Raw genomic sequence first — 25909 nt, forward strand, 5'->3', positions numbered from 1 at the left:
CTCAATGCGATGCTGCGGGATCAGACAACTTGGAATGCCGCGCGCCACATCAACTTGGCCATCAGCGCTTGACTTCGAAGACAGTTGCTCTCCCCCCCTCCCGGCCTCCCGCCCCGCTGCGGAGGCCGCTGCCGGAGCCCGCCCGATGCCCCGTCACCGCCTGATGCTGCTGGCGCTCGCCTGCGCCGCCGTCCCCGCGCTCGCCACCGCCGCCGACGACATGCCCCGGCGCAAGTCCGGGCTGTGGGAGGTCACCACGCAGATCGGCGGCACCGAAGGCCGGACGATGCCAGCCATCCAGCAGTGCATCGACGCCGCCACCGACGACCTGATGCGCAGCCGCGGCGAGCAGATGAGCCGCGAGATGTGCTCGAAGCACGAGATGCGCCGCGAGGGCGGGCGCATCGTGATCGATTCGGTCTGCCGCATCGGCGAGACCACCTCGACCACCCGCGGCTACTTCGAGGGCGACTTCGAAACCGCCTACCGCGGCGAGATCGCGGTCAGCTACGACCCGCCGATGGCGGGCATGAAGGCGTCGTCGATGACGCTGCAGGCGCGCTGGCTCGGGCCGTGCCAGCCCGGGCAGAAGCCCGGCGACGTCATCATGCCGGGGCACGGCGGCATGAACCTCAAGGACATGATGAAGCACGCCCCGGCGGGCGGGACGCCCTGAGCGGCCGGCTCAGCCGGGCTCGCGCTCGATGCGCAGGTCGAGGAAGTGCGTCGAGCACGAGATGCACGGGTCGTAGTTGCGGATCAGCTGCTCGCAGTCGTGGCGCAGCTCGGCGTCGGGCAGCGCGAGGCGCGTCGCGGCGAAGCGGTACAGATCGGCCTCGATCTGGCGCTGGTTGACCGAGGTCGGCGCGACGATCTTCGCATCCAGCACCTGGCCGCCGGCGTCGATGGCGTAGCGGTGGTAGCAGATGCCGCGTGGCGCCTCGGTGGCGCCGAAGCCGGTACCGGCGCGCGGCTCGACCGTCACGGCCGGCGTCGCGGGCTCGCGGTAAGCCTCGATCAGCCGCCGCGCCTCGCCGAGCGCGTAGAGCACCTCGATGCCGCGCGCCAGGATCGCCTTGAACGGATTGCGGCAGTCGGGCGGCAGCCCGAGCGCCTCGGCGAGCACCTGCAGTTCCGCCGGCAGTTGCGCGCGGTTCAGGTTGACGCGCGCGAGCGGGCCGAGGTGCACCGGCGTGCCGGTGTCGGCGCGGCGGCTCTGCAGCGCGGTGGAATGGCGCACGTGGTTCTCGGTCAGCAGCGCGTCGTAGCCGGAAAGCGGCGCGGCGATGCCGGTCGAGGTGACGAGCTGCTCGCCGCGGTCGATCGCGTACTCGTCGGGGTGGCGCAGCGCCATGAACTCGTAGTCGACCTCGAACGCCGGGAAATGCAGCGCGGCGAGCACGTCGAGCAGGTGGCGCAGCGCCGCCTCGCTCCACGCGATCTCGGGCAGCAGCGCGGCGAGGCGCGAGCGCTCCGGGGCGCGGTAGAAGCCGCCGAGCTGCAGGTTGACCGGGTGGATCTCGCGCCCGCCGACCGCGCGCATGATCTCGTTGCCGAGCTTCTTCACCCGCAGCGCCTGGGTCACCGCCTCGCGGTGCGTCGCCGCCAGCGCGACGGCGTCGGGCACGCCGAGGAAGTCGGGCAGGTGCAGCAGGAACATGTGCAGCACGTGGCTCTCGATCCACTCGCCGCAGTAGATCAGCCGGCGCAGCACGCGCAGCGTGCCGTCCACGGTCACGCCGCAGACATCCTCCAGCGCCTGCGAGGCCCCCATCATGTAGGCGATCGGGCAGATGCCGCAGATGCGCGCGGTGATGTCGGGCACCTCGCGGAAGTCGCGCCCGCGCAGGAAGGCCTCGAAGAAGCGCGGCGGCTCGAAGATGCGGAACTCCACGCCGAGCAACTGTTCGCCGCGCACGCGCAGCGTCAGCGCGCCCTCGCCTTCGACGCGGGCGAGCGTGTCGACCTCGATGACCCGCGTCCTGCTCGTCGTCATGCATCACCCGCCTTGCGGAAGGCTTCCGCCCCGGCATTGAAGGTCTGGTACAGGCGCCGGCGCGCCGCGTCGTCCATCCCCAGGGCGGCGAGATGGGCCGACAGCGCCGCGGTGTTCGGCGTTTCCTTGGGCCCGAAGCAGCCGTAGCAGCCGCGCGCGCAGCCCGGGCACAGCGCGCCGCAGCCGGTCTGCGTCACCGGCCCGAGGCAGGGTGTGCCGTGCGCGACCATCACGCACACGTGGCCGGCGCGCTTGCACGCCTCGCACACGCTGTGGCTCGGCAGCGGCGGCCGCCGGCCGTGCAGCAGCGCGGCGAGCGTGGCGAGCAGCTGGCCCTTGTCGATCGGGCAGCCGCGCAGTTCGTGGTCCACCCGCACGTGCGCGGCGATCGGCGTCGAGGTGGCGAGGGTGTCGATGTACTCCGGCCGCGCATAGACGATGCGCGCGAACTCGGTGACGTCGCGGCCGTTGCGCAGGGCCTGGATGCCGCCGCTGGTGGCGCAGGCGCCGATCGTCACCAGCCGCTTCGACTGCCGGCGCACCTGCTGGATGCGCTCGCGGTCGTGCGGCGTGGTGATCGAACCCTCGACCAGCGAGATGTCGTAGGGGCCGGGCAGCACCGTCGAGGTCGCCTCGGGGAAGTACGCCAGTTCCACCGCCTCGGCGACCGCGAGCAGTTCGTCCTCGCAGTCGAGCAGCGACAGCTGGCAGCCGTCGCAGGAGGCGAACTTCCAGACCGCGAGCCGCGGCCGGCGCGGCGCCTGGGCATTGCGGGCAGAGCGGGTGTTCATAGTTCGTCCACCGCCAGCAGTCGTTCGACCTGATCGAGCCGGAACACCGGCCCATCCTTGCAGACGAAGTGCGGGCCGAGCTGGCAGTGGCCGCACAGGCCGACCGCGCATTTCATGTTGCGCTCCAGTGACAGGAAGATACCCTCGCGCGCCACCCCGCGCGCCAGCAGCGCGCGGGCGGCGTAGCGCATCATCACCTCCGGCCCGCAGACCAGCGCGACGGTGTGCAGCGGGTCGTAGCCGCCGCCTTCCACCAGCCGCGTCACCACGCCGACCTTGCCGGCCCAGTCGTGGCTGGCGCGGTCCACGGTGACGTCGACCACCAGGTCGAACTCGCCGCGCCAGCGCTTGAGCTCGGCCTTGTAGAGCAGGTCGTCGGGGGTACGCGCGCCGTAGAAGATGCACACGCGGCCGAAGCGGCGGCGGTGGCGCAGCGCGTAGTAGATCGCCGGGCGCAGCGGAGCGAGGCCGACGCCGCCGGCGATGATCACCAGGTCCATGCCCTCGGCCTCGACCACCGGCCAGTGGCTGCCGAAGGGGCCGCGCACGCCGAGCACGGCCCCCGCGCGCAGCCCGCGCATCGCCTCGGTGACCGGGCCGACCGCGCGGATCGTGTGCACCAGCGGCCCGCCGGCCTCGGCGTCGCCGCTGATGCTGATCGGCACCTCGCCGAGCCCGAAGGCGTAGAGCATGTTGAACTGCCCGGGCCGGAAGGCGAGCGGCGCGCCGCCGCCGGCGGGCACGAGGTCGAGCGAGAAGGTATCGGCCAGATCGCGCCGCACCCGCTCGATGCGGTAGGGCTCGGGGCGCCACAGCAGGGCGTCGCCCGCCGGCAGCGGCAGCGCGCTCATCCACGGCCTCCGCTCGGGCGGGCGTAGAGGTCGGCGAGCTGCAGCCGCGCCGCCATCAGCCGCCGCCCCATCACCGGCACGAAGCGGCGGAACAGTTCGTAGCCGAGCGCCGGCTCGGCGTCGAGCTTGCCGCGCAGGCAGACGGCGTCGAGCGCGAGCGTGCGCACCAGGGTCTGCGCACGCGCGTCCATGCTCCACTGGTACGGCGGCAGCAGCCACGACCAGCCGATCACGTCGCCCTCCTGCAGCGTGTCGACCACCAGCGGTTCGCGCCCCGGCACGCGCACCTCGAGCGTCACCGTGCCGTGGCGCAGCAGGTAGAACTGGTCGGCCGCCCCGCCCTCGCGGAACACGTAACGGCCGGCCTCGAAGACGACGTTGCGCGCGCAGCCGGCGAGCAGCTTCGCCACGTCGGGCGGCATGCCCGCGAAGAACGGGTGCTCGCCGAGCAGCCGGTCCAAGCCTGTGATCTCGCCCATCGCGTTTCCCCCTGCGCTCAGCCGGCCCGCAGCGCGGCGGCCTCGGCGGTGATGTCGATGCCCACCGGGCACCAGGTGATGCAGCGCCCGCAGCCGGTGCAGCCGGACACGCCGAACTGGTCGTGCCAGTGCGCGAGCTTGTGCGTGAGCCACTGGCGGTAGCGCGCCGCACCGCTGCTGCGCACGTTGCCGCCGACGATGTAGGAGTGTTCGAGGTTGAAGCACGAATCCCAGCTGCGCACGCGCTCGGCGCTGTCGCCGTCGAGGCTCGCGCGGTCCTCGACGTTCGCGCAGAAGCAGGTCGGGCACACCATCGTGCAGTTGCCGCACGACAGGCAGCGCTCGGCGACCTGCTGCCAGTGCGGGTGTTCGAGCCGCGCGCGCAGCGCCTCGGCCAGCCCGGCGTTGTCGAGCCGGCGGCCCATGTGCGCGGCGGCGTGGGCGATCGCGTCGCGCGCCGCCGCGAGGTCGGCGGCATCGGCGGCCTCGCCCGGCAGCGCGTCGAGCAGCGCCGCGCCGGCGGCCGAGCCGGCCTCGGCGACGAACGCGTGGCGGGCGTCGGTGCAGAGTTCGGTGAGGGCGAGGTCGAAGCCGCCGCGGGCCTGCGGACCGGTGTCCTGCGACACGCAGAAGCACGTCCCGCCCGCCTCGGTGCAGTTCACCGCGACGATGAAGGCGGCGGCACGGCGCGCCTGGTAGCCCGGATCGTGCACGAAGATGCGGTCCTGCACCTGGATCGCGGCGAGATCGCACGCCCGCACGCCGATGAAGGCCCGGCGCGGCGGCGGCTCGGCCGGATCGAGCGCGAAGCCCTCCCCGCTGCGGCGGGCGCGGAACAGCACCTCCTCGGGCGGGAACAGGTAGCGCTTCCACGACTGCGGGCCGACCACGTAGCCGAAGTGCGCGCGGTCCGGCCGCCGCGCGAGGCGGTAGCGGCCGCCGTCCTGCGCCGTGTCGGTCCAGCCCACCGGCAGCTCGGCGGCGTGTTCGAGCGGCCCGAGCACCAGTGCAGCGTCGCGCAGCTGCGGTCCGATCAGCTCGAAGCCCTGCCCGCGCAGCGCCGCGAACAGCGCCTCCAGCCCGTCAAGCGTCAATCGCTTCATCGTCCCCATCCCCCTGCAACGCCGGCGGGGTCACCCCCGGCGCCGGCAACCTCCCCGTCGCGAGCCGCGCGGCGAGCCGCGCCACCGCGGCCGCGACCGGTGCGCTCAGGCCGGCACCGCGCTCGAAGCGCTCGCCGCAGACCGCGAGCAGCACCAGCTCGGCCGGCAGCCGGTCGAGCACCCGCGCCAGGCGCACCGCCTCGGCGAGCCCCTGCCCGTGCGTCGATGCGCCGCGCGCCGTGACCAGGCGGGGGTCGCTCGCCGCGAGGCGCAGCCAAGTGCCCGGCGGCTGCGCGGCGCGCGCGGCATCGACCACCACCACCCGCTGCCAGCCCTCCCAGCGCGCGAGCAGCCCGCCCGCCTCGCCGGGCGCGAGCTCCACCGTCCAGCCCGGCACGCCGCGGCGGGCGACCCGGCGGGCGACGGCGAGGCCGGCACCGTCGTCGCCGCGCGCCTCGACCCCGATTCCCAGCAGCAGCGTCATGTCCACCCGAGCAAGGCTAGCGGCTCGCGTGCCCCCTTCCATGCGCTCGATCAGCTTTTTGCGCCCTGGCAGCGGCGGGCCATGCGCACACGCAGGCGAGCGCTGCATCCAGCCCCTGCCCGACGCCCGCCCATCGGCCTACAGTGCATGCAGACGGCGCCGTCCGGCGCCCGTGGAGATCACCGCCATGCTACCGAGCCTGTTCCTCAGCCACGGCGCCCCGGTGCTGTCGCTCACCGACGCGCCCGCACGCCACTTCCTCGAAGGCCTGGGCCAGGCGTTCGAGCAGCCGCGCGCCATCCTCGTCGCCTCCGCGCACTGGGAAACGCCGACGCCGCGGCTCAACGCCGTGGCGAGCAACGACACCATCCACGACTTCTACGGCTTCCCGGCGCCGCTGTATGCGCTGCGCTACCCGGCGCCGGGCGCGCCCGAGCTGGCCGCACGCATCGTCGCGCGCCTCGAGGCCGCCGGCTTCACGGCCGGCCTCGATCCGCAGCGCGGGCTCGACCACGGCGCCTGGGTACCGCTGCGCATGATGTACCCGGCCGCCGACCTGCCCGTGCTGCAGGTATCGGTACAGAGCGACGCGGGTCCGGCGCATCACCTGCGGCTCGGCCGGGCGCTCGCCCCGCTGCGCGCTGACGGCGTGCTGGTGATCGGCTCGGGCAGCTTCACGCACGATCTGCGGCGCTTTCGCGGGCAGCCGATCGACACGCCGGAGAGCGCCGACGTCACCGCCTTCGCCGACTGGATGGATGCCGCGCTGCGCGACGGACGTGAGGACGACCTGTTGCACTACCGGGACAGGGCGCCGTTCGCGCGCGACAACCACCCCACCGAAGAGCACCTGCTGCCGCTGTTCGTCGCGCTCGGCGCGGGCGGCGCCGAGCCGCGGGTCGAGCGCCTGCACCGCAGCACCACCTACGGCATGCTGCGCATGGATGCCTATGCGTTCCAGTGAGCGGGTCGCGGCGGGCGCGCGGCGCGGCCGGCGGACCGACCGGTACGGACGGGGGGCGGGACTGGAAGATTTATTGACGCCCGGCCACGGTGCCGGGCGGCGGGCGGGACGGCGTCAGCGCAGCGCCGGCGCGTGCGCGACCAGTGCCTCGCAATCGGCCTGCGACAGCAGCCACGCCCGGTGCGTGGCCTCGGCGACGAGCTCGGCGAGCTCGCGCGCTTCGGCATCGACCGTGGGGTCGAGCAAGAGATGACGGGCGTGAACGGCGGCTCCCCGGTACGCGGCGAGTTCCTCTTCCGCGCGATGGCGGGCAACGATGAGCGGGAGATCGAGAGCATGCATGGCGAACTCTCCGTGCTGTTCCCGCGCGAACGCGGGCAAGAATCCGAGGCCCAAATACCGCGAGTGACGCCGTCCGATCGGCGCTGTGCCTCGCTCGAATTAGACATTGCAAAGGGTGTGCCGTTAGCCGTATCGCGCGATCCCCCTGCTGGCGCAGCGGCACGAACCGCATCCTTTCCGGGCGTTCCAGCCACGCTTCTGTTGTAGCAGCGATCACGTCTGTTGCAAGTTTTCTAAATGGTTGGATCAAAGATACAACAACACGCAACACGGCCTTCGCAATTTGCACCGTACCTCGCAACCGGCCTCTCGCCCGACCCCGGCGGACCGCGGTATCGCGCGTTGCCGCGGGGAAGGAAGTGGCGGTCGTACAAGCGGGCCGCGCCGGACTGGGCTCGGCGCCGCCTGTGTCAGGCCAGCGCGGCGGCGAGGCGGGTGCGCAGCGCCTCGCGCGCCGGTGCTGCGTAGGGTTCGCGGCTGCCGCTGCCCCACACCGGGCCGGGCCACGCGGCGTCGCCGACGCGCCGCACGACCACGTGCACGTGCAGTTGCGGCACGAGGTTGCCGAGCGCGCCGACGTTGAGCTTGTCGGGGCTGAACAGGGTCTCGAGCGCGGTCGAGGCGCGCACGATCTCGTCCAGCAGCTGCGCGCGGTCGACGGGGTCGAGGCGGTGCAGCTCGCGCGCACCGGTGCGCGCGGGCACCAGGATCAGCCAGGGGAAGCGCGCGTCGTCCATCAGCAGCAGGTGCGACAGCGGCAGGCGGCACACCTCGACGGTGTCGGCGGCGAGGCGGGGATGCAGTTCGAACATGGTCTCGGCTCCGGGGCGGGGGCGGATCGGGCGAAGGTGCGGCGGGGCGTTCACCCGCCGTCGAGCAGGCGCGCCTCGGCGCGCGCGAGCCGCTCGGGCGTGCCGTAGAGCACCAGCACGTCGTCGGCGCGCAGCACCGCCTCGGGCAGCGGATCGGCGCAGCGCACGCCGTCGCGCTTCAGCGCGGTGACGGCGACGCCGAGTTCGCCGAGCGCGAGCTCGGCGAGCGAACGTCCCGTCGCGTGCGCGCCGGCCGGCAGCGACACCGCCTGCAGGCGCGCGAGCTCCTCGTCGACGTCCTCGGCGCTGCCGACGCCGAGGTAGCGCTGGTGCAGCAGCCGGTAGCGGTTGCGGCGCACCTCGCGCAGTTCGCGCAGGATCGTGCGCGGCCCGACCTGCAGCAGCGCGAGCAGGTGCGAGATCAGCATCAGGCTGCCTTCGAGGGTCTCGGGGATCACCTCGGTGGCGCCGGCCGCGACCAGCTCGCCGAGGCGGGCGTCGTCGCGGGTGCGCACCAGCACCGGCAGCGTCGGGTAGCGCGCGTGCACGTATTCGAGGGTGCGCAACGTGGCGCGGGCGTCGTCGTGGCTGACCACCAGCACGCGGGCGCGGGCGATGCCGGCGGCTTCGAGCAGCTCGGGGCGCGCCGCGTCGCCGTAGCCGACCCGCTCGCCGGCGGCGCGCGCCTCGCGCACGCGGCCGAGGTCGAGGTCGATCGCGGCGTACTCGAAGCCGGTGCGTTCGAGGAAGCGCGCGGTGTTCTGACCGACGCGGCCGTAGCCGCAGATCAGCACGTGCCCGCTGAGCGCCGCGCTCGCCGCGGCGATGTCGGCGAGCGCGGCCTGCTGCGCGCGGGCGACGTCGAAGCGCAGCAGCGCCCCGGCCAGCGTGCCGGCGTGGCGCACCAGCAGCGGCGTCAGCAGCAGGCTCAGCACCACGACCGCGGCGACGCGATCGAGCGTGCCCGGCGCGATCAGTGCGTGGTCGCGGGCCAGCGCGAGCATCACGAAGCCGAACTCGCCGCCCTGCGCGAGCACCATCCCGGAGCGCAGCGCATCGGCGCCGCCGAGGCCGAAGGCGCGCGCGAGCCCGGCCACCAGCACCGCCTTGCCGAGCACCAGCGCGAGCAGCAGCCCGAGGATGTCGAGGTCGTGCGCGACGAGGTCGCGCACGTCGAGCCACATGCCGACGCTGACGAAGAAGAGGCCGAGCAGCACGTCGCGGAACGGCCGGATGGTGGCCTCGATCTGGTGGCGGAACTCGGTCTCGCCGAGCAGCACGCCGGCGAGGAAGGCGCCGAGCGCCGACGACAGGCCGGCGGCGTGGGTCAGCGCCGCGGCGAGCAGCGCCACCATCAGCACGGTGAGCGTGAACAGCTCCTCGGAGCGCGCGCGAGCGACCTCGGCGAACAGCGGGCGCAGCACGCGCCCGCCGAGCAGCAGCAGCGCGGCGAAGATCGCGAGGCCCTTGAGCAGTGCGAGGCCGAGCGTCGCGGCGTCGACGCCGCCGTGGTCGCCGAGCAGCGGGATCACGATCAGGAACGGCACCACGGCGAGGTCCTGGAACAGCAGCACGCCGACCGCGGCGCGCCCGTGCGGCAGCGCGAGTTCGAGCTGCTCGGCGAGCTGGCGCACCACCACCGCGGTCGACGACGCCGCCAGCACGCCGCCGCAGACGAAGGCCTCGGCCGGCGGCAGCCCCAGCAGCCAGCCGCCCGCCGTCACCAGCGCGGTGGTCAGCAGCACCTGCGCGGCGCCGAGGCCGAACACCTCGCGGCGCATCACGCGCAGCTGCGGCAGCGAGAACTCCAGGCCGATGGTGAACAGCAGGAACACCACGCCGATCTCGGCGACGGTGTCGAGCTGCGGGCTGAAGGCGATCAGCCCGCCGCCGGCCGGGCCGATCACCGCGCCGAGCGCCAGGTAGGCGAGGATCGGCGGCTGGCGCAGGCGCCGGCACAGCGCCACCACCAGCACCGCGCCGGCGAGCAGGATCAGCCACTGGTTGACGAGCGCGGGCGACACGCGACGGGCTCCGCAGGCGGGGGCGACGGGGGGCGCGAGCTTAGCACGCGGCGGCGGATCGGCCGGCGCCGGGGCTTGGTGTATGATCCGCGCGCCTTGACGCCCGCCCCTCCCGGAGTGCCTGCGATGGAACTCACCGCGCTGACCGCCCTGTCCCCGGTCGACGGCCGCTATGCCGACAAGACCGCCCCCTTGCGCCCGATCTTCAGCGAGTACGGCCTGATCCGCCACCGCGTGCTGGTGGAGGTGCGCTGGCTGCAGGCGCTCGCGCGCCATCCGGACATCGCCGAGGTGCCGGCGCTGTCGGCGCACGCCCGCCACGTGCTCGACCACCTGGTCGAGCACTTCAGCGCGGAGGACGCGCAGCGGGTGAAGAACATCGAGCGCACCACCAACCACGACGTCAAGGCGGTCGAGTACTTCATCAAGGAGCGCGTCGCCGGCAACGCCGAGCTGGAGGCGGTGACGGAGTTCATCCACTTCGCCTGTACCTCCGAGGACATCAACAACCTCGCCTACGCGCTGATGCTGCGCGAGGCGCGCGCGCAGGTGCTGCTGCCGGCGCTGGACGAACTCATCGCCGCGCTGGGCGCGCTCGCCCACGCCCACGCCGCGCTGCCGATGCTGTCGCGCACCCACGGCCAGCCGGCCTCGCCGACCACGCTCGGCAAGGAGATGGCGAACGTCGTCCACCGCCTCAGGCGCGCCCGCATGCAGCTCGCCGCGGTCGACCTGCTCGGCAAGATCAACGGCGCGGTCGGCAACTACAACGCGCACCTCGCCGCCTACCCGGAGATCGACTGGGAGGCGCACGCGCGCCGCTTCGTCGAGGACGACCTCGGCCTCGCCTGGAACCCCTACACGATCCAGATCGAGCCGCACGACTACATCGCCGAGCTGTGCGACGCGCTCGCGCGCACGCACACGGTGCTGATCGACTTCGCGCGCGACGTCTGGGGCTACGTCGCGCTCGGCTACTTCCGCCAGAAGACCGTCGCCGGCGAGATCGGCTCGTCGACGATGCCGCACAAGGTCAATCCGATCGACTTCGAGAACGCCGAGGGCAACCTCGGCATCGCCAACGCGCTGCTCGGCCACTTCGCGCAGAAGCTGCCGGTGTCGCGCTGGCAGCGCGACCTCACCGACTCCACCGTGCTGCGCGCGCTGGGGCTCGCCTTCGGCCACGGCCAGATCGCCTACGCCGCGCTCGCCCGCGGCATCGGCAAGCTGGAGGCGAACCCCGAGGCGCTCGCCGCCGACCTCGACGCCAACTGGGAGGTGCTGGCCGAGCCGATCCAGACGGTGATGCGCCGCTACGGCATCGAGCAGCCCTACGAGAAGCTCAAGGCGCTGACCCGCGGCCGGCGCATCGACGCCGCCGGGCTGCGCGCCTTCATCGAGACGCTCGAGCTGCCCGCCGAGGCGCGCGCGCGCCTGCTCGCGCTGACCCCCGCCAGCTACACCGGCAACGCCGCCGAACAGGCGCGGCGCATCTAGCGCGGCGCCCGCCCCCACCCGTCACCGGTCCGGAGACCGACATGAAGCAGCCGCTGGCCCTGCTGGGCGGCCTCACCCTCGAAACCTTCCTGCGCGACTACTGGCAGAAGAAGCCGCTGCTGGTGCGCGGGGCGCTGCCCGGCTTCACCTCGCCGATCTCGCCCGAGGAGCTCGCCGGGCTCGCCTGCGAGGAGGACGTGGTCTCGCGCATCGTCCGCGAGAAGGGCGGCAAGCGGCCGTGGGAGCTCAGGCGCGGGCCGTTCGACGACGAGGTGTTCCTCGACCTGCCGGAGACGCACTGGACGCTCCTGGTGTCGGACGTCGACAAGCACGCCCCCGACCTCGCGCGCATCGTCGAGCACTTCCGCTTCATCCCCGACTGGCGCATCGACGACCTGATGATCAGCTACGCCGCGCCCTACGGCTCGGTGGGGCCGCACTGGGACGACTACGACGTGTTCCTGCTGCAGGGCCTGGGCCGGCGCCACTGGCAGATCAGCTGCCAGCCGGTCGACCCCGACAACATGCTGCCGGACACCGAGCTGCGCATCATGGACGACTTCGAGCCCGAGCAGGACTGGGTGCTCGAACCCGGCGACATGCTCTACCTGCCGCCGCGCGTCGCCCACTTCGGCGTCGCCCTCGACGCCTGCATGACCTACTCGATCGGCTTCCGCGCCCCGGCCAACGGCGACATGGTCGGGCGCTTCGTCGACTTCCTGATGGAGGAGCTCGACGGCCAGGCGCGCTACGGCGACCCCGAGCTGGAGCCGCAGGACAACCCGGGCGAACTCGCTGCCGACGCGCTGGCGCGCGTCAAGCACCTGATCCGCAGCCACCTGCTGACCAGCGACGACGTCATCGAGAGCTGGTTCGGGCGCTACATCACCGAGCCCAAGCCCGGCTTCGTCGCCGAGCCCGAGGACCAGCCCTACAACGAGCGCGAGCTGCGCGAGTTCCTGAAGAACGGCGGCACGCTCGAACGCAACCCCGGCTCGCGCTTCGCCTACATCGACCACGGCAAGGACGCGGTCGCGCTGTTCGTCGACGGCCAGGAGTTCGTGCTCGGCCCGAGCGTCGCCGGGCTCGCCCGCCTGCTGTGCCGCTACCGCGTCTACGACGCCCGCCTGCTGAAGCCCGCGCTGGCGCAGGACGCCGCGATGGACCTGCTGCTCGACCTGCTGAACGAGGGCTACCTGGTGATCTACGAGGAATGACGCGACGTGCAGCCGACTGGCACCTCGCCGTCACCGACTGGACGCGCGACCACGCGGCGCTCTACGCGGTGCGCCACGCGGTGTTCGTCGAGGAACAGGGCGTGCCGGTCGAACTGGAGCAGGACCACTGGGACGCGCTCAGCCGCCACGTGCTGGTGCGCGCCGCCGACGGCACCCCGGTGGCCACCGGGCGCCTGCTGCCCGACGGCCACATCGGCCGCCTCGCGGTGCTGCGCGCCTGGCGCGGCCAGGGGCTCGGCCAGGCGCTGATGGCGCGGCTGGTCGAGCTCGCCCGCGAGGCCGGCCTGCGCGAGGTGGTCCTCAACGCGCAGCTGCGCGCCGAACCCTTCTACGCCGCGCTCGGCTTCGTCGCCGAGGGCGACACTTTCATCGAAGCCGGCATCGCGCACCGCGTGATGCGCCGGCGCCTCGCCTGAGGCCGCCGCCGCTCAGGCCGACGGCACGATCGCGCGGGCGCCGGCGCGCAGGATGCGCAGCTGGCGGATCAGCCGCTCGGTGGCCGCGGCGCGCGCGGCGGCATCGAGGTCGAGGGTCTCGGCGCCGGTATCGAACACCAGCGTGACCATGGCCTCGGCGACCAGTCCGGCGTCGTCGGGGGCGATCTCGCGCATCTCGTTGTCGCGCCCGAAGGCTTCGGCGAGTTCGTCGGCGAAGTGGCGGAAGGCGTCGCGGATCGCCGTGCGGAACGCCTCCGAGCCGCCGGCGCGCTCGCGCAGCAGCAGGCGGAACAGCGCCGCGTGCTGCGCCTGGTACTCCATGAACGCCTCGACCGAGCCGCGCACCACGTCGCCGTCGACGCGCGCGCGCTCGCGGGCGCGGCCGAGCGCCTCGTGCAGCGCCGCGCCGGCCTCGTCGACCAGCGCCAGCGCGAGCTGGTCGAGGTCGTGGAAGTGGCGGTAGAACGAGGTCGGCGCGATGCCGGCCTCGCGCGCGACCTCGCGCAGGCTCAGGCTCGCAAAGCCGCGTTCGGGACCGAGGTTGCGCAGCGCGGCGTCGAGCAGGGCCCGGCGCGTCTTTCGTTTCTGTTCCTGGCGCGTGGTCATGCGGCGGTCGACCTGGAGGACGCGGCCCACGGCCGCGGCCACGCACGATACATGCAGCGTCGGGCGAATTCAGCCCGCCTACCTCCGCTGCGCCCGCTGGCCGTAGACGCTGCGCAGGGCGGGCCGCGGTTGACGCTCCCGGCGGGCCTCGCTAGCTTGGCTGACACGCGTACGCCCGATGTTCGCGGCGTCGTGCGCCGCCGCGCCGGAACGGCCCGGCATCGCTGCCGCAAGGAGGTCGCCGATGTCCGCCCTCACCCTGACCCTGCTCGCCGTGCTCGGCGGCCTCGTCTGCGCGGGGTTCTCGCTGTCGCTCGTCGCCGCGGTCGTCGCCCTCGGCGCCGCGCTCGGCCTGGCCGAGCTCACCTTCCGCGAGGAGCTGCCCACGCTGCTGTGGCTGGCGTGGCTGCTGCTCGCCGCGTTCGCCGTCGCGCCGCTGCGCCGCCGCTGGATCAGCGCACCGCTGCTGCGCACCTTCCGCCGGCTGCTGCCACCGATGTCCGACACCGAGCGCGAGGCGCTCGAAGCCGGCAGCGTGTGGTGGGAAGGCGAGCTGTTCGGCGGCCGTCCGGACTGGAACCGCCTGCTCGCCTACCCGCCGGCGGCGCTCAGCATCGAGGAGCAGGCCTTCCTCGACGGCCCCACCGAACGCCTCTGCGCGATGCTCGACGACTGGGCGATCACCCACGAGCGGCGCGACCTCTCCCCCGAGGCCTGGCGCTTCATCCGCGAACAGGGCTTCCTCGGCATGATCATCCCGAAGGAACACGGCGGCCTCGGCTTCTCCGCCGAGGCGCACTCGGCGGTGGTGTCGAAGGTCGCCTCGCGCTCGGTGAGCGCCGGGGTCACGGTGATGGTGCCGAACTCCCTCGGCCCGGCCGAGCTGCTGCTGCACTACGGCACCGAGGCGCAGCGCCGCCACTACCTGCCGCGGCTCGCGCGCGGCGAGGACATCCCCTGCTTCGCGCTGACCGGCCCCGAGGCCGGCTCCGACGCCGCCAGCATCCCCGACCGCGGCGTGGTCTGCCGCGGCGAGCACGACGGGCGCGAGGTGCTCGGCATCCGCGTGAGCTGGGACAAGCGCTACATCACCCTCGCCCCGGTGGCGACCGTGCTCGGGCTCGCCTTCCAGCTCGACGACCCCGAGCGGCTGCTCGGCGGCGCGCCGCAGCTCGGCATCACGCTCGCGCTGATCCCGACCGCACACCCCGGCGTGCGCATCGGCCGGCGCCACTTCCCCGGCAACCAGGCGTTCATGAACGGCCCGACCCAGGGCGACGACGTGTTCATCCCGCTCGACTGGGTGATTGGCGGCGCCGGCTACGCCGGCAAGGGCTGGATGATGCTGATGAACTGCCTCGCCGCCGGACGCGGCATCTCGCTGCCGGCGATGGGCACCACCTCGGCGAAGTTCGCCGCCCGCGTCGCCGGCGCCTACGCCCGCGTCCGCCGCCAGTTCAAGGTGCCGGTCGGGCGCTTCGAGGGCATCGAGGAGGCGCTCGCGCGCATCGGCGGGCACGCCTACCTGCTGGAGGCGGCGCGCCGGCTGACCAACGTCGCGCTCGACCTCGGCGAGAAGCCGGCGGTGGTCTCGGCGATCATGAAGTACCAGGCCACCGAGCGCATGCGCGAGGCGGTCAACGATGCCATGGACATACACGGCGGCAAGGCCATCTGCGCCGGCCCGTCCAACTACCTCGCCAGCACCTACCAGGCGGTGCCGGTCGGCATCACCGTCGAGGGCGCGAACATCCTCACGCGCTCGCTGATCGTCTTCGGCCAGGGCGCGATGCGCTGCCACCCGTGGCTGCTGAAGGAGATCGAGGCCGCCCGCGACAGCGACCCGAAGGCCGCGCTCGCGGCCTTCGACGACGCCTTCACCGGCCACGTCGGCCACCTGCTCGGCAACCTCGCGCGCGCCTGGGGCCACGCCCTGAGCGGCGGGCGCTGGGCCGCGGTGCCCGCCGACGGCGCGCCCGCCACGCGCCGCTGGTTCCGCGAGCTGTCGCGCCTGGCGGCGGCCTTCGCGCTGGTCTCCGACCTCGCGCTGCTGCTGCTCGGCGGCGAACTCAAGCGTCGCGAGAAGCTCTCCGGGCGCTTCGCCGACGGCCTCGCCGAGCTCTATCTGGCGAGCGCGGTGCTCAAGCGCTTCGAGGACGACGGCCGCCCGGCGGAGGACCTCGCCTTCGTCGACTACGCCTGCGCGACCAGCCTGTGCACGATCGAGCGCCAGCTCTCCGGCGTGCTCGCGAACTTCCCGCTGCCGTGGCTCGGGCGGCTGCTGCGTGCGCTGCTGTTCCCGTTCGGCCGGCGCATGCACGGCGCGAGCGACGCCAACGGCGCGCGCGTGGTCGCGCTGATGCTCACCCCCGGCCCGGCGCGTGAGCGCCTCACCTGCGGCCTCTACTGCAGCCACGACGTACAGGAGGCCACCGGCTGCCTGGAGCGCGCCTTCACGCTGGCCGGCCCCGCCGAGGCGCTGGAAGCGCGCCTGCACGCGGCGCGGCGCGACGGCCGCCTGACCAGCGCCGCCCCCGACGCCGCCCGCGCCGCCGGCGTGCTCGACGCCACCGAGGTCGCGCTGCTCGCCGAGGCGCACGCGCGCGTGCGCCAGGCCATCGCGGTCGACGACTTCAGCCCCGCCGAACTCGGCGGCGCGCGCGTGCTGGCGGTCGGCCACCCGGGTGCCGCCTGAGATGGCCGCCTGGCGCCACTGGCGGTGCGAACGCGATCTCGACGACGTCGCCTGGCTCACGCTCGATCGTGCCGACGCCACCACCAACAGCCTGTCGGCCGAGGTGCTCGACGAGCTCGCCGCGTGCGTCGCCGCACTCGAAGCCGCGCCGCCGCGCGGCCTGGTGCTGCAGTCGGGCAAGGCCAGCGGCTTCATCGCCGGCGCCGACGTGCGCGAGTTCGACGCGCTCGACGCGCTCGACGCCGCCCGCGCGCGCCTGCGCGCGGTGCACGCGACCTTCGACCGCCTCGAAGCCCTGCCCTGTCCGAGCGTCGCCGCGATCCGCGGCTTCTGCCTCGGCGGCGGGCTCGAACTCGCGCTCGCCTGCCGCTACCGCATCGCCCAGGACGTCGAGGCCACCCGCATCGGCTTTCCCGAGGTGCAGCTCGGCATCTTCCCCGGCTTCGGCGGCAGCGCACGCGCCTGCGCGCGCCTCGGCGGGGTCCGCGCACTGACGCTGATGCTGGGCGCGCGCCCGCTCGGCGCGCGCGCGGCGCGCGCGCTCGGCCTGGTCGACGAGGTGATCGGCCCGCACCAGTCGCTGCGCTGGGCGGCGCGCCGCGCGGTGCTCGCGGGCCGGCGCACGCGCGCACCGGGGCTCCTCGATCGCATCGGCGACACCTGGCCGGTGCGCCAGGTGGTGGCCGCGGTGATGACGCGGCAGGTGGCGAAGAAGGCCGCACCCGCGCACTACCCCGCCCCCTACGCGCTGATCGAGCACTGGCGCACGCACGGCGGCAGCCGTGCCGCACTCTTCGCCGGCGAGATCGAGCGCACCCCCGAGCTGCTGCTCGGCGCCACCTCGCGCGGCCTGCGCCGGGTGTTCCAGCTGATGGAGCGGCTGAAGGGCGAGGCCAAGGCCGCGGCGTTCAGCGTGCGCCGCGTGCACGTGATCGGCGCCGGCGTGATGGGCGGCGACATCGCCGCGTGGTGCGCGCTGCGCGGCTGCGAGGTCACGCTGCAGGACCAGGGCATCGAGCGCATCCGCCCGGCGCTGGCGCGCGCCGCGGTGCTGTTCCACAAGCGCCTGAAGTCGCCGGTCGCGGTGCAGAGCGCCGGCGCGCGCCTGCGCGCCGACCCCGAAGGCCGCGGCCTGCCCCGCGCCGACGTGGTGATCGAGGCGATCTTCGAGGACCTCGACGCCAAGCGCGCGCTGTTCGCCGCGATCGAGCCGCGCCTCGCCCCCGCGGCGCTGCTCGCCACCAACACCTCGGCGCTGCCGCTGGAGGCGCTGGCGGCCGGGCTCGCGGCGCCGCAACGCCTGATCGGCCTGCACTTCTTCAACCCGGTGGCGCAGATGCCGCTGGTCGAAGTGGTGCACGGCAGCGCCACCGCGCCCGACCCGCTCGCCCGCGGCTGCGCCTTCGCCGGCGCCATCGGCAAGCTGCCGCTGCCGGTGCGCTCGGCGCCCGGCTTCCTCGTCAACCGCGTGCTCGCACCCTACCTGCTGCAGGCGCTGCGCCTGCACCTCGACGACGGCACACCGAAGGAAACCCTGGACGCCGCGGCGAGCGCCTTCGGCATGCCGATGGGGCCGATCGAGCTCGCCGACACGGTCGGCCTGGACGTCTGCCGCCAGGTCGCCGGCCACCTCGGCGGCACCGAGGCTGCGGCGGCGCGGGCGCAGCTCGACGCGCTGATCGCCGCCGGCCGCCTCGGCAGGAAGGCCGGCCGCGGCCTCTACGACTGGCGCAACGGCAGGCCGCAGCGCGGAGCCGCCGATACGGCCGATGCCGCCGCACTGGCGGCGCTGGGCGAGCGCCTGCTCGCGCCGCTGCTCGCCGAATGCCGCACCGCGCTCGCCGAGGGCATCGTCGCCGACGCCGACCTGCTCGATGCCGGCGTGGTCTTCGGCACCGGCTTCGCGCCGTTCACCGGCGGGCCGCTGCGCTACCAGGGCCTCGCCTGAGCAGCCGGGCGCGCCGCGTGCCAAGCTGAAACCCACCCCGCCGCCACCGGAACTCCGCGCCATGCCGCTCCCCGTGTTCGTGTCCGCCCCTTCGAGCCTGTCGCCGCAGCAGAACGAGGTGCGCGACGGCATCGTCGCCCTGCTCGCCGAGCAGGATTTCGAGGCGCGCGCGCTCGGGCGCAGCGACTACCCGGCGGACCTGCCGCTGCGCGAGGTCTACGCGCTGGCGCGCCACTGCGCCGGCGGCGTGATCCTCGGCTTCGCGCAGTTCGAGGCCGCCGGCGGCACCTGGAAGCAGGGCACGCCGGGCGAGCGGCGCGAGGCCGGCACGGTGCGCTTCCCGAGCCCGTGGAACCACCTGGAGTCGGGCATCCTCTACGGGCTGTCGCTGCCGCTGCTGGCCTTCCGCGAGCCCGGCATCAGCGGCGGCATCTTCGACCCCGGCACCGCCGACATCTTCGTCCACGACATGCCGGTGCCGCCGCTCGCACCCGCGACCACCACCGCGCTGCGCCAGGTGTTCCTGAAATGGGGCGGGCGCGTGCGCGAGCAGTACTACCGCCAGGTCGCGCCCTGAGCGCCGCGCCCGCACCATGAACAACCCCCTCACCCCGCCCGGCCTGCGCCGCGTCGCCATCGTCGGCGGCGTGCGCACGCCCTTCTGCCGCGCCAACACCGGCTACGCCGAGCTCGGCAACCTCGACCTGCTGGTCACCGCGCTGCAGGGCCTGGTCGAGCGCTACGGCCTCGCCGGCGTGCACCTCGACGAGGTCGGCGCCGGCGCCGTGACCGCGCACAGCCGCGACTGGAACCTCGCGCGCGAGGCGCTGCTGTCGACCGCGCTCGCACCGAGCACGCCCGCCTACACCCTGGTGCAGGCCTGTGGCACCAGCCTGCAGGCGGCGCTGCAGCTCGGCGCGAAGATCGCGAGCGGCGCCATCGACTGCGGCATCGCCGCCGGCGTCGACACCGCCTCGGACGTGCCGCTCGTGTTCGGTGCGCGCTTCGCGCACCGCCTGCTCGCGCTGTCACGGGCGCGCACGCTGCGCGAGCGCCTGGCCGCGCTGCGCGGCTTCTCGCCGCGCGAACTCGCGCCGGTGCCGCCGAGCCCGGCCGAGCCGCGCACCGGGCTGTCGATGGGCGAGCACTGCGAGCGCATGGCGAAGGAATGGCGCATCGGCCGCGCCGAACAGGACGCGCTCGCCCTCGACAGCCACCGCAAGGCCAGTGCCGCACGCGACGCCGGCTTCCTCGACGAGCTGCTGGTGCCGTGCGCCGGCGTGCTGCGCGACAACCTCGTGCGCGACGACGCCAGCGCCGCGGCGCTGGCCGCGCTCAAGCCCGTCTTCGACCGCTCCGATGCCGGCACGCTGACCGCCGGCAACAGCACACCGCTCACCGACGGCGCCGCCGCGGTGCTGCTCGCCAGCGAGGACTGGGCGCGCGCGCACGGGCTGCCGGTGCTGGCCTGGCTCGGGCCGGCCCGGGTGGCGGCGGTGGATTTCGTCAACGACGCCGGGCTGCTGATGGCGCCGACCGTCGCGGTCGCCGAACTGCTCGGCCGCAGCGGGCTGCGCCTGCAGGACTTCGACTTCTACGAGATCCACGAGGCTTTCGCCGCCCAGGTGCTGTGCACGCTGCGCGCGTGGGAGTCCGCCGACTACTGCCGCGCGCAGCTCGGCCTCGCCGCACCACTCGGCGCGATCGACCCGGCACGGCTCAACCCGGTGGGGTCGAGCCTCGCCTACGGCCACCCGTTCGCGGCGACCGGCGCGCGCATCCTCGCCACCGCGGCGAAGCAGCTCGCCGTCCGCGGCGGCGGGCGGGCGCTCGTGTCGGTGTGCACCGCCGGCGGCATGGGCCTGGCGGCGATCGTCGAAGGCGCCGCGGCAGGCTGAGGCGCGGCGTCAGTCGGCGCTGGCGAGCTTGAGGCCGAGCAGCCCGACGACGATCAGCGCGATGCTGCCGAGGCGTGCGGGCGACGCCGCCTCGCCGAACAGCACGATGCCGAGCAGCGCGGTGCCGACGGCGCCGATGCCGGTCCAGATCGCGTAGGCGGTGCCGACCGGCAGCTCTCGCATCGCGAGGCCGAGCAGCAGCACGCTCAGCACCATCGCCGCGGCTGTCAGCACGCTCGGCCAGGGGCGCGTGAAGCCATCGGTGTACTTGAGGCCGATCGCCCAGCCGATTTCGAACAGGCCGGCGATCACGAGCAGGGTCCAGGACACGAACGCATCTCCCGTGGACGGTCGGGGTCGTCCCCGGATGCACGCGAGGCAGCGACGGGTCGTCCCGCCGCCGGCCGGCCCGCGGGGAGCCGACGGCGGCATTCTAGCGGCACCGTCGGCGACCGCGGCCGCGCTGCGGTGCGCGCCGTAAAGCCCGGCTGCCAGCGGCTACGCGGGCGCCGCCGCGCGTACCGCCGGCGGCGGCGCTGGACCATAATCGGGCTTTCCCGCCTGCCCGGAGACTGACCGATGGTGCGACTCGGCCGCTGGACCCTGCTGCTGGCGCTGGTGCTGATCGTCGCCGGGCTGCTCGGCGGCTTCGGCATGATGATCGCCGGCGTGGCCAACCCGCTGCCGCTGCTCGGCCTGGTGCCGCTCGGCTTCGTGCTCGGCTTCGCCGGCCTGGCGATGGTGGTGCTGCACGGCCCGCGCGGCGACGAGAGCCCGCGCAGCGACGACCCCGACGCACCGCCGCGCTGAGCGCACGCGCTCTCAGATCAGCGGCAGCAGCTCGGAGAAGTCGTGGATCGCCGGGAAGCCCTCGGCCGGCCGCGGCGGGGCGCCGCTGTCCGGTCGCAGCACCTGCAGCAGCTGGCCGATGTGGCCGTGGTCGCGCGCGGCGCGCAGGATGCGCGCGCTGTCGTCGACGAACAGGCTGCGCGCCGGCGCGTAGCCGATGCGCGCCTGCAGATGCTCCCAGAACAGCGGCGACTCCTTCGGCGCGCCGAGCGCATGCGCACTGACCAGCGTATCGAAGTGCCCGGCCAGGCCGGTGCGCTCGGCCTTCAGCGCGAGGCTGCGCGGGTGCGCGTTGGTGGCGAGCACCACGCGCTTGTGCTGCCGGCGCAGCGCGTCGAGGAATTCGAAGGCGTGCGGCAGGAAGCCGATCAGGTGCTGCACCTCGCGCTTCAGCTCGGCCACGTCGAGCCCGAGTTCATGCGTCCAGTGCTCGACGCAGTACCAGGCGAGCGTGCCCTCGACCGCGCGGTAGCGCGCGAACAGCACCTCGCGCGCGGTCGCCTCGCTGAGGCCGTGGCGTTCGGCGTAGCGCCGCGGCAGGTGCTCGAGCCAGAAGTGGTTGTCGAAGCGCAGGTCGAGCAGCGTGCCGTCCATGTCGAGCAGCACGGTGTCGACATGCTGCCACGCCACCCGCACGCCGCGGCCCTGGGTCGGCGGCGTCAGGCTCACGGACGCAGCTCCGTGATGCCGCCCATCCACGGCGCGAGCACCTCGGGCACCTCGACCGAGCCGTCCGCACGCTGGTAGTTCTCGAGGATCGCCACCAGCGTGCGCCCGACCGCGAGCCCCGAACCGTTCAGCGTGTGCAGCAGCTCGGGCTTGCCGGTCGCCGGATTGCGCCAGCGCGCCTGCATGCGCCGGGCCTGGAAGTCGCTCATGTTCGAGCACGAGGAGATCTCGCGGTACCGGCCCTGCGCCGGCAGCCAGACCTCGAGGTCGTGGGTGCGCGCGGCGCCGAAGCCCATGTCGCCGGTGCACAGCACGATCACCCGGTAGGGCAGGCCGAGGCGCTTCAGCACCTCCTCGGCATGCCCGGTGAGGCGTTCGAGCGCGGCGCAGGCGTCGTCGGGGCGGGTCAGGTGCACCAGCTCGACCTTCTCGAACTGGTGCTGGCGGATCAGCCCGCGCACGTCCTTGCCGTGCGAGCCGGCCTCGGAGCGGAAGCACGGCGTGTGCGCGGCGAACTGGCGCGGCAGGCTCGCGGCGTCGAGGATCGCGTCGCGGGCGAAGTTGGTCAGCGGCACCTCGGCGGTGGGGATCAGGTAGTAGTCGCGCGCGCTGGCGTCGCCGTCGACGGCGCTGGCCCCCGGCACGCGGAACAGGTCGGCCTCGAACTTCGGCAGCTGGCCGGTGCCGCGCATCGAATCGGCGTTGACCAGGTAGGGGACGTAGACCTCCTCGTAGCCGTGCTCGCCGGTGTGCAGTTCGAGCATGAACTGGGCGAGCGCGCGGTGCAGGCGCGCGAGCGGCCCGCGCAGCACCGTGAAGCGCGCGCCGGTCAGCTTGGCGCCGGTCTCGAAGTCGAGCAGCGCCGGCAGCAGGTCGGCGTGGTCGCGCGGGGTGAAGTCGAACACGCGCGGCGTGCCCCAGCGGCGCAGCTCGACGTTGTCGTGCTCGTCGTTCCCGTCGGGCACCGAGGCATCGGGCAGGTTGGGGATGCCGAGCTGGATCTCGCGCAGCTGCACCTGCACGGCGTCGAGATCGTCCTCGGCCTTCTTCAGCGCATCGCCGAGGTGCGCGACCTCGGCGAGCAGGGGTTCGATGGCCTCGCCGGCGGCCTTGGCCCGGCCGATCGCCCTGGAGCGCGTGTTGCGCTCGTTCTGCAGGTCCTGCGTCAGCATCTGCAGGGCCTTGCGCAGGGTTTCGAGTTCTTCGATGCGCCCGACGGGGAGTTCGAAGCCGCGGCGGGCGAGCTGGCGCGCGGTTTCGGCGAGCTCCGTGCGGAGCAGCTTGGGGTCGAGCATCGGGGGTCTCCGGAGCGGCGGGATGCGAGGCGGCGGATTATAGCGGCGATCGCGCGGCCCGCCGTCAGGCCTCCTCGTCGCCGAAGGCCAGGCGGGCCGGTGCGGCGGCGCCCTCCGCCAGCGGCTCGGCCGGCTCCACGCGGTTGCGGCCGAGCGCCTTGGCCCGGTACAGCGCCGCGTCGGCGACGTGCAGCAGCGCATCGAGGTCGGGGGCGCCGCCGAGCGCGAGGCCGATGCTGACGGTGACGCCGATCGGCCCCTGCGGCGTCGCCACGCGGCACTGGGCGACGGTGCGGCGCAGGCGCTCGGCGACCAGGCCGGCGCAGGCGCCGCTGGCCTGCGGCAGCAGCACCGCGAACTCCTCCCCGCCCATGCGCCCGACCAGGTCGATCGCGCGCACGCCGTCGCGCAGCACCGCGGCGAGCACGCGCAGCACCTCGTCGCCGACGGCGTGGCCGTAACGGTCGTTGATGGCATTGAAGTGATCGGCGTCGATCATCAGCAGCGCGCAGGCATGGCGGTGGCGCGCGGCGCGGGCGAGCTCGCGCTCGGCGAGGGCGCGGAAGTGCCCGCGGCTCGCCACGGCGGTCAGCTCGTCGGTGGTCGAGCGGCGCAGCAGCTCGTCGCGGGTCCGGTACAGCCGGCGCAGCACCAGGCACAGCGTGAAGATCATCGGCGGGGCGGCGATCGCCGGCACCAGCGCGGCCAGCGCGAGCGACAGCGGCAGGTCGAGCGCCCGGCAGCAGGCGTCGATGACGAGCACGACCAGCATCGAGAGGAGGCACGCGGCAGCGGTCAGCACCAGCGTGCCGACGGCCGGCCCCCAGCGGCGCAGCAGCATCCCGCGCAGGCATGCCGAGGCGCGTCCCGGTCGTGTTTCGTCCATGTCCGTCAAGCCCTCGGAGCCTAACCGTGGCGCAGCGCCCGCCGCCCCCCTGCGCGCGCTCATGCCGCGCCGTCGACCGCCCCGCGGGCGCGGCGGTCGAGTTCGCGCAGGTGTTCGAGCTTCTCGCCGATGCGGATCTCGAGCCCGCGCGGCACTGGAGTGTAGTAGCGCCGCTCGCCGAGTTCGGCGGGCAAGTAGGTCTCGCCGGCGGCGTAGGCCTCGGGCTCGTCGTGCGCGTAGCGGTAGCGCTTGCCGTAGCCCAGCGCCTTCATCAGGCGGGTCGGCGCGTTGCGCAGGTGCTCGGGCACCTCCTCGGTGCCGCCGGCCTGCGCGTCGCGCTGCGCCGCCTGGAACGCCAGGTAGACGGCGTTGCTCTTCGGCGCGCAGGCGAGGTAGACCAGCGCCTGCGCGATCGCCAGCTCCCCCTCGGGGCTGCCCAGCCGTTCGTAGGTCTCCCAGGCGTCGAGCGCGATGCGCAGGCCGCGCGGGTCGGCGTTGCCGATGTCCTCGCTCGCCATGCGCAGCACGCGACGGGCGATGTAGAGCGGATCGCAGCCGCCGTCGAGCATGCGCGCGAACCAGTACAGCGCGGCGTCGGGCGCGGAGCCGCGCACCGCCTTGTGCAGCGCCGAGATCTGGTCGTAGAAGAGGTCGCCGCTGCGGTCGAAGCGGCGCACGCCGCCGCGGATCACCTCGGCCACCGCCGCCGGCAGGTCGCCGGTGGCGTCGGCCAGCTCGACCGCGATCTCCAGCAGCGTCAGCACGCGCCGGCCGTCGCCGTCGGCGGCCTGGGCGAGGCGCGCGCGCTCCTCCGCCGCGAGCAGAAGGCCGCGCCCGCCCAGGCCGTGCTCGGCATCGGCGAGCGCGCGCTCGACCAGCGCTTCGAGGTCGGCCTGCTCCAGGCGCCTGAGCACGTAGACGCGCGCGCGCGACAGCAGCGCGTTGTTCAGCGCGAAGCTCGGGTTCTCGGTGGTGGCACCGACGAAGATCACGGTGCCGTCCTCGACGAAGGGCAGGAAGGCGTCCTGCTGGGCCTTGTTGAAGCGGTGCACCTCGTCGACGAACAGCACGGTGCGACGCTGCTCGCGCGCCCACAGTGCCTGCGCCTCGTCGACCGCGGCGCGCACGTCCTTGACCCCGGCGAGCACCGCCGACAGCGCGATGAAGTGCGCCCCGCCGTAGTGCGCGATCATCCGCGCGAGCGTGGTCTTGCCGGTGCCGGGCGGCCCCCACAGCACCATCGAATGCGGCTGGCCGGACTCGATCGCCACCCGCAACGGCTTGTCGGGCCCGAACAGGTGCGCCTGGCCGACGATGTCGTCGAGCCGCTGCGGCCGCAGGCGGTCGGCGAGCGGGCGGGCGGCGTCGCGGGCGCTCGTCATGTCACTCGACGTCGCCGATCACGTCCACGCCCTTGGGAGGGACGAAGCGGAAGCGCTCGGCGTCGATCGCGGCGTTGCGCTGCAGGTGCTCGAACACCAGCCGGGTGCGCCCGCCGAAGGCGTCCTCGAGCTCGATCGCCGCAAGGCGATCGCCCTGGAAGCCGACGCGCAGCAGCCTGAAGTCCGACGCCTCGGCCTTCGGCGTGAGCTCGGTCCAGCTCAGGCCGTCGCGGTTGCGCGCCGCGCCGACCTTGAACGCCTCGTCGATCGGCGCGGCGCCCGACAACAGCGCGAGCGGGGTGGCGCCGAGGGCGGCGTCGAGCTTGCGCACGGTGACCTGTTCGAGCCCCTCGTCGTAGATCCACAGCCGGCTGCCGTCGGCGACAATGATCTGGCGCGTCGGCTCGCGGTAGTCCCAGCGGAAGCGGCCGGGCTTCTGCATCCACACCTGGCCCGACGAGACCTGCGCCGGCTGGCCCTTGGGGTCGTACACGGTCTGGCGGAAATCGGCCGTCAGCGACGCGAGTTCGCGGAAGTAGCGCGGCACCGGGGTGTCGGCGAGTGCGGGGCCCGCGCCGAGCAGCAGCACGAGTGCGATGCGCAGCAGCCAGGACGGGAGGGATGGGAACAGCGATGCGGGTGTCATGGCGGACCTGCGGGAAG

At 73.8% G+C, this 25909-nt stretch carries 26 protein-coding genes; 10 read left to right on the plus strand and 16 right to left on the minus strand.

Annotation, left to right across the window (positions count from 1 at the left end; genetic code table 11):
- Nucleotides 1–145: 145 nt before the first annotated feature.
- Entirely contained in the window at nt 146–676 is a 531-nt protein-coding gene (locus EV699_RS16625; RefSeq protein ID WP_132544856.1) for a DUF3617 domain-containing protein, read from the plus strand.
- A gap of 9 nt (nt 677–685) precedes the next feature.
- Here the strand turns inward: EV699_RS16625 and EV699_RS16630 are convergent, their stop codons facing one another.
- From EV699_RS16630 to EV699_RS16655, 6 genes are read right to left on the minus strand one after another with little or no spacing between them, the layout of a single operon-like run.
- Nucleotides 686–1996 (minus strand): Ni/Fe hydrogenase subunit alpha, encoded by a 1311-nt coding sequence (locus EV699_RS16630; protein ID WP_132544858.1) that lies wholly within the window; start codon nt 1994–1996, stop codon nt 686–688.
- A complete protein-coding gene (locus EV699_RS16635; protein ID WP_132544860.1) occupies nt 1993–2787 on the minus strand; it encodes an NADH-quinone oxidoreductase subunit B family protein in 795 nt (264 codons plus the stop codon). The genes EV699_RS16630 and EV699_RS16635 overlap by 4 nt, the downstream gene beginning before the upstream one ends.
- The gene (locus tag EV699_RS16640) at nt 2784–3638 is read right to left on the minus strand and encodes an FAD/NAD(P)-binding protein (protein WP_132544862.1); all 855 of its coding nucleotides are present in this window, start codon (nt 3636–3638) and stop codon (nt 2784–2786) included. The genes EV699_RS16635 and EV699_RS16640 overlap by 4 nt, the downstream gene beginning before the upstream one ends.
- Nucleotides 3635–4117, minus strand: coding sequence for a cyclic nucleotide-binding domain-containing protein (locus EV699_RS16645; RefSeq protein ID WP_243662712.1), 483 nt, complete (start codon nt 4115–4117; stop codon nt 3635–3637). The genes EV699_RS16640 and EV699_RS16645 overlap by 4 nt, the downstream gene beginning before the upstream one ends.
- 17 nt (nt 4118–4134) lie before the next feature.
- The gene (locus tag EV699_RS16650) at nt 4135–5220 is read right to left on the minus strand and encodes a 4Fe-4S dicluster domain-containing protein (RefSeq protein ID WP_132544864.1); all 1086 of its coding nucleotides are present in this window, start codon (nt 5218–5220) and stop codon (nt 4135–4137) included.
- A complete protein-coding gene (locus EV699_RS16655; RefSeq protein ID WP_165904183.1) occupies nt 5201–5704 on the minus strand; it encodes a hydrogenase maturation protease in 504 nt (167 codons plus the stop codon). Before EV699_RS16655 ends, EV699_RS16650 begins: the two co-directional genes overlap by 20 nt.
- 187 nt (nt 5705–5891) lie before the next feature.
- Here EV699_RS16655 and EV699_RS16660 point away from each other — a divergent pair, with 187 nt between their 5' ends.
- The gene (locus tag EV699_RS16660) at nt 5892–6668 is read left to right on the plus strand and encodes a DODA-type extradiol aromatic ring-opening family dioxygenase (RefSeq protein WP_132544868.1); all 777 of its coding nucleotides are present in this window, start codon (nt 5892–5894) and stop codon (nt 6666–6668) included.
- A 114-nt stretch (nt 6669–6782) separates the two neighbouring features.
- On the opposite strand, the gene EV699_RS16665 is transcribed toward EV699_RS16660, so the two are convergent.
- The 3 genes from EV699_RS16665 to EV699_RS16675 form a co-directional block, all read right to left on the minus strand.
- Complete coding sequence (locus EV699_RS16665; RefSeq protein WP_132544870.1) at nt 6783–7010, minus strand: hypothetical protein; 228 nt, start codon at nt 7008–7010, stop codon at nt 6783–6785.
- Between the two features lie 410 nt (nt 7011–7420).
- Nucleotides 7421–7822, minus strand: coding sequence for an HIT domain-containing protein (locus EV699_RS16670; protein WP_132544872.1), 402 nt, complete (start codon nt 7820–7822; stop codon nt 7421–7423).
- Between the two features lie 50 nt (nt 7823–7872).
- Complete coding sequence (locus EV699_RS16675) at nt 7873–9846, minus strand: monovalent cation:proton antiporter family protein (RefSeq protein ID WP_132544874.1); 1974 nt, start codon at nt 9844–9846, stop codon at nt 7873–7875.
- Nucleotides 9847–9972: 126 nt separating this feature from the next.
- Here EV699_RS16675 and purB point away from each other — a divergent pair, with 126 nt between their 5' ends.
- Genes purB through EV699_RS16690 form a run of 3 tightly spaced genes read left to right on the plus strand, consistent with a single transcriptional unit; the run spans nt 9973 to nt 12997 of the window.
- Complete coding sequence (gene purB, locus EV699_RS16680) at nt 9973–11343, plus strand: adenylosuccinate lyase (RefSeq protein ID WP_132544877.1); 1371 nt, start codon at nt 9973–9975, stop codon at nt 11341–11343.
- Nucleotides 11344–11384: 41 nt separating this feature from the next.
- Nucleotides 11385–12560 carry a cupin domain-containing protein gene (locus EV699_RS16685; protein WP_132544879.1) on the plus strand — a complete coding sequence of 392 codons (1176 nt, stop codon included), beginning with the start codon at nt 11385–11387 and terminating at the stop codon, nt 12558–12560.
- Nucleotides 12557–12997, plus strand: coding sequence for a GNAT family N-acetyltransferase (locus EV699_RS16690; protein ID WP_132544881.1), 441 nt, complete (start codon nt 12557–12559; stop codon nt 12995–12997). The genes EV699_RS16685 and EV699_RS16690 overlap by 4 nt, the downstream gene beginning before the upstream one ends.
- Before the next feature lie 12 nt (nt 12998–13009).
- On the opposite strand, the gene fabR is transcribed toward EV699_RS16690, so the two are convergent.
- The gene (gene fabR, locus EV699_RS16695; protein ID WP_132544883.1) at nt 13010–13624 is read right to left on the minus strand and encodes an HTH-type transcriptional repressor FabR; all 615 of its coding nucleotides are present in this window, start codon (nt 13622–13624) and stop codon (nt 13010–13012) included.
- A gap of 244 nt (nt 13625–13868) precedes the next feature.
- On the opposite strand from fabR, the gene EV699_RS16700 reads away from it, so the two are divergent.
- The 4 genes from EV699_RS16700 (at nt 13869) to EV699_RS16715 (ending at nt 20165) form a co-directional block, all read left to right on the plus strand.
- Nucleotides 13869–16319, plus strand: a complete 2451-nt coding sequence (locus tag EV699_RS16700; protein ID WP_132544885.1) for an acyl-CoA dehydrogenase — start codon at nt 13869–13871, stop codon at nt 16317–16319.
- Nucleotide 16320: 1 nt separating this feature from the next.
- Nucleotides 16321–18267 (plus strand): 3-hydroxyacyl-CoA dehydrogenase NAD-binding domain-containing protein, encoded by a 1947-nt coding sequence (locus tag EV699_RS16705; protein WP_132544887.1) that lies wholly within the window; start codon nt 16321–16323, stop codon nt 18265–18267.
- A 61-nt stretch (nt 18268–18328) separates the two neighbouring features.
- Entirely contained in the window at nt 18329–18844 is a 516-nt protein-coding gene (locus EV699_RS16710) for a hypothetical protein (protein WP_132544889.1), read from the plus strand.
- 16 nt (nt 18845–18860) lie between these two features.
- Complete coding sequence (locus EV699_RS16715; RefSeq protein WP_132544891.1) at nt 18861–20165, plus strand: acetyl-CoA C-acetyltransferase; 1305 nt, start codon at nt 18861–18863, stop codon at nt 20163–20165.
- A 9-nt stretch (nt 20166–20174) separates the two neighbouring features.
- Here the strand turns inward: EV699_RS16715 and sugE are convergent, their stop codons facing one another.
- On the minus strand, nt 20175–20495 hold the full coding sequence (sugE, locus tag EV699_RS16720; RefSeq protein WP_132544893.1) for a quaternary ammonium compound efflux SMR transporter SugE: 321 nt from the start codon (nt 20493–20495) through the stop codon (nt 20175–20177).
- 249 nt (nt 20496–20744) lie between these two features.
- Here sugE and EV699_RS16725 point away from each other — a divergent pair, with 249 nt between their 5' ends.
- On the plus strand, nt 20745–20975 hold the full coding sequence (locus EV699_RS16725; RefSeq protein ID WP_165904182.1) for a hypothetical protein: 231 nt from the start codon (nt 20745–20747) through the stop codon (nt 20973–20975).
- Between the two features lie 12 nt (nt 20976–20987).
- Here EV699_RS16725 and yrfG read toward each other — a convergent pair whose 3' ends face one another.
- The 5 genes from yrfG to lolA form a co-directional block, all read right to left on the minus strand.
- Nucleotides 20988–21683 carry a GMP/IMP nucleotidase gene (gene yrfG, locus EV699_RS16730; RefSeq protein ID WP_279389413.1) on the minus strand — a complete coding sequence of 232 codons (696 nt, stop codon included), beginning with the start codon at nt 21681–21683 and terminating at the stop codon, nt 20988–20990.
- On the minus strand, nt 21680–22978 hold the full coding sequence (gene serS, locus EV699_RS16735; protein ID WP_132544895.1) for a serine--tRNA ligase: 1299 nt from the start codon (nt 22976–22978) through the stop codon (nt 21680–21682). The genes yrfG and serS overlap by 4 nt, the downstream gene beginning before the upstream one ends.
- A gap of 64 nt (nt 22979–23042) precedes the next feature.
- The gene (locus EV699_RS16740; RefSeq protein WP_165904184.1) at nt 23043–23864 is read right to left on the minus strand and encodes a GGDEF domain-containing protein; all 822 of its coding nucleotides are present in this window, start codon (nt 23862–23864) and stop codon (nt 23043–23045) included.
- Between the two features lie 59 nt (nt 23865–23923).
- On the minus strand, nt 23924–25246 hold the full coding sequence (locus EV699_RS16745) for a replication-associated recombination protein A (RefSeq protein WP_132544899.1): 1323 nt from the start codon (nt 25244–25246) through the stop codon (nt 23924–23926).
- Nucleotide 25247: 1 nt separating this feature from the next.
- Nucleotides 25248–25892, minus strand: a complete 645-nt coding sequence (lolA, locus tag EV699_RS16750; protein WP_132544901.1) for an outer membrane lipoprotein periplasmic chaperone LolA — start codon at nt 25890–25892, stop codon at nt 25248–25250.
- Nucleotides 25893–25909 lie beyond the last annotated feature (17 nt).

The sequence above is a fragment of the Plasticicumulans lactativorans genome, from assembly GCF_004341245.1.
Classification (GTDB): Bacteria; Pseudomonadota; Gammaproteobacteria; order Competibacterales; family Competibacteraceae; genus Plasticicumulans_A; species Plasticicumulans_A lactativorans.

Coding starts and splice junctions, on each gene's coding strand:
- EV699_RS16625 (WP_132544856.1), top strand. CDS start 146: ATGCCCCGTCACCGCCTGATGCTGCTGGCGCTCGCCTGCGCCGCCGTC.
- EV699_RS16630 (WP_132544858.1), bottom strand. CDS start 1,996: ATGACGACGAGCAGGACGCGGGTCATCGAGGTCGACACGCTCGCCCGC.
- EV699_RS16635 (WP_132544860.1), bottom strand. CDS start 2,787: ATGAACACCCGCTCTGCCCGCAATGCCCAGGCGCCGCGCCGGCCGCGG.
- EV699_RS16640 (WP_132544862.1), bottom strand. CDS start 3,638: ATGAGCGCGCTGCCGCTGCCGGCGGGCGACGCCCTGCTGTGGCGCCCC.
- EV699_RS16645 (WP_243662712.1), bottom strand. CDS start 4,117: ATGGGCGAGATCACAGGCTTGGACCGGCTGCTCGGCGAGCACCCGTTC.
- EV699_RS16650 (WP_132544864.1), bottom strand. CDS start 5,220: ATGAAGCGATTGACGCTTGACGGGCTGGAGGCGCTGTTCGCGGCGCTG.
- EV699_RS16655 (WP_165904183.1), bottom strand. CDS start 5,704: ATGACGCTGCTGCTGGGAATCGGGGTCGAGGCGCGCGGCGACGACGGT.
- EV699_RS16660 (WP_132544868.1), top strand. CDS start 5,892: ATGCTACCGAGCCTGTTCCTCAGCCACGGCGCCCCGGTGCTGTCGCTC.
- EV699_RS16665 (WP_132544870.1), bottom strand. CDS start 7,010: ATGCATGCTCTCGATCTCCCGCTCATCGTTGCCCGCCATCGCGCGGAA.
- EV699_RS16670 (WP_132544872.1), bottom strand. CDS start 7,822: ATGTTCGAACTGCATCCCCGCCTCGCCGCCGACACCGTCGAGGTGTGC.
- purB (WP_132544877.1), top strand. CDS start 9,973: ATGGAACTCACCGCGCTGACCGCCCTGTCCCCGGTCGACGGCCGCTAT.
- EV699_RS16685 (WP_132544879.1), top strand. CDS start 11,385: ATGAAGCAGCCGCTGGCCCTGCTGGGCGGCCTCACCCTCGAAACCTTC.
- EV699_RS16690 (WP_132544881.1), top strand. CDS start 12,557: ATGACGCGACGTGCAGCCGACTGGCACCTCGCCGTCACCGACTGGACG.
- fabR (WP_132544883.1), bottom strand. CDS start 13,624: ATGACCACGCGCCAGGAACAGAAACGAAAGACGCGCCGGGCCCTGCTC.
- EV699_RS16700 (WP_132544885.1), top strand. CDS start 13,869: ATGTCCGCCCTCACCCTGACCCTGCTCGCCGTGCTCGGCGGCCTCGTC.
- EV699_RS16705 (WP_132544887.1), top strand. CDS start 16,321: ATGGCCGCCTGGCGCCACTGGCGGTGCGAACGCGATCTCGACGACGTC.
- EV699_RS16710 (WP_132544889.1), top strand. CDS start 18,329: ATGCCGCTCCCCGTGTTCGTGTCCGCCCCTTCGAGCCTGTCGCCGCAG.
- EV699_RS16715 (WP_132544891.1), top strand. CDS start 18,861: ATGAACAACCCCCTCACCCCGCCCGGCCTGCGCCGCGTCGCCATCGTC.
- EV699_RS16725 (WP_165904182.1), top strand. CDS start 20,745: ATGGTGCGACTCGGCCGCTGGACCCTGCTGCTGGCGCTGGTGCTGATC.
- serS (WP_132544895.1), bottom strand. CDS start 22,978: ATGCTCGACCCCAAGCTGCTCCGCACGGAGCTCGCCGAAACCGCGCGC.
- EV699_RS16740 (WP_165904184.1), bottom strand. CDS start 23,864: ATGGACGAAACACGACCGGGACGCGCCTCGGCATGCCTGCGCGGGATG.
- EV699_RS16745 (WP_132544899.1), bottom strand. CDS start 25,246: ATGACGAGCGCCCGCGACGCCGCCCGCCCGCTCGCCGACCGCCTGCGG.
- lolA (WP_132544901.1), bottom strand. CDS start 25,892: ATGACACCCGCATCGCTGTTCCCATCCCTCCCGTCCTGGCTGCTGCGC.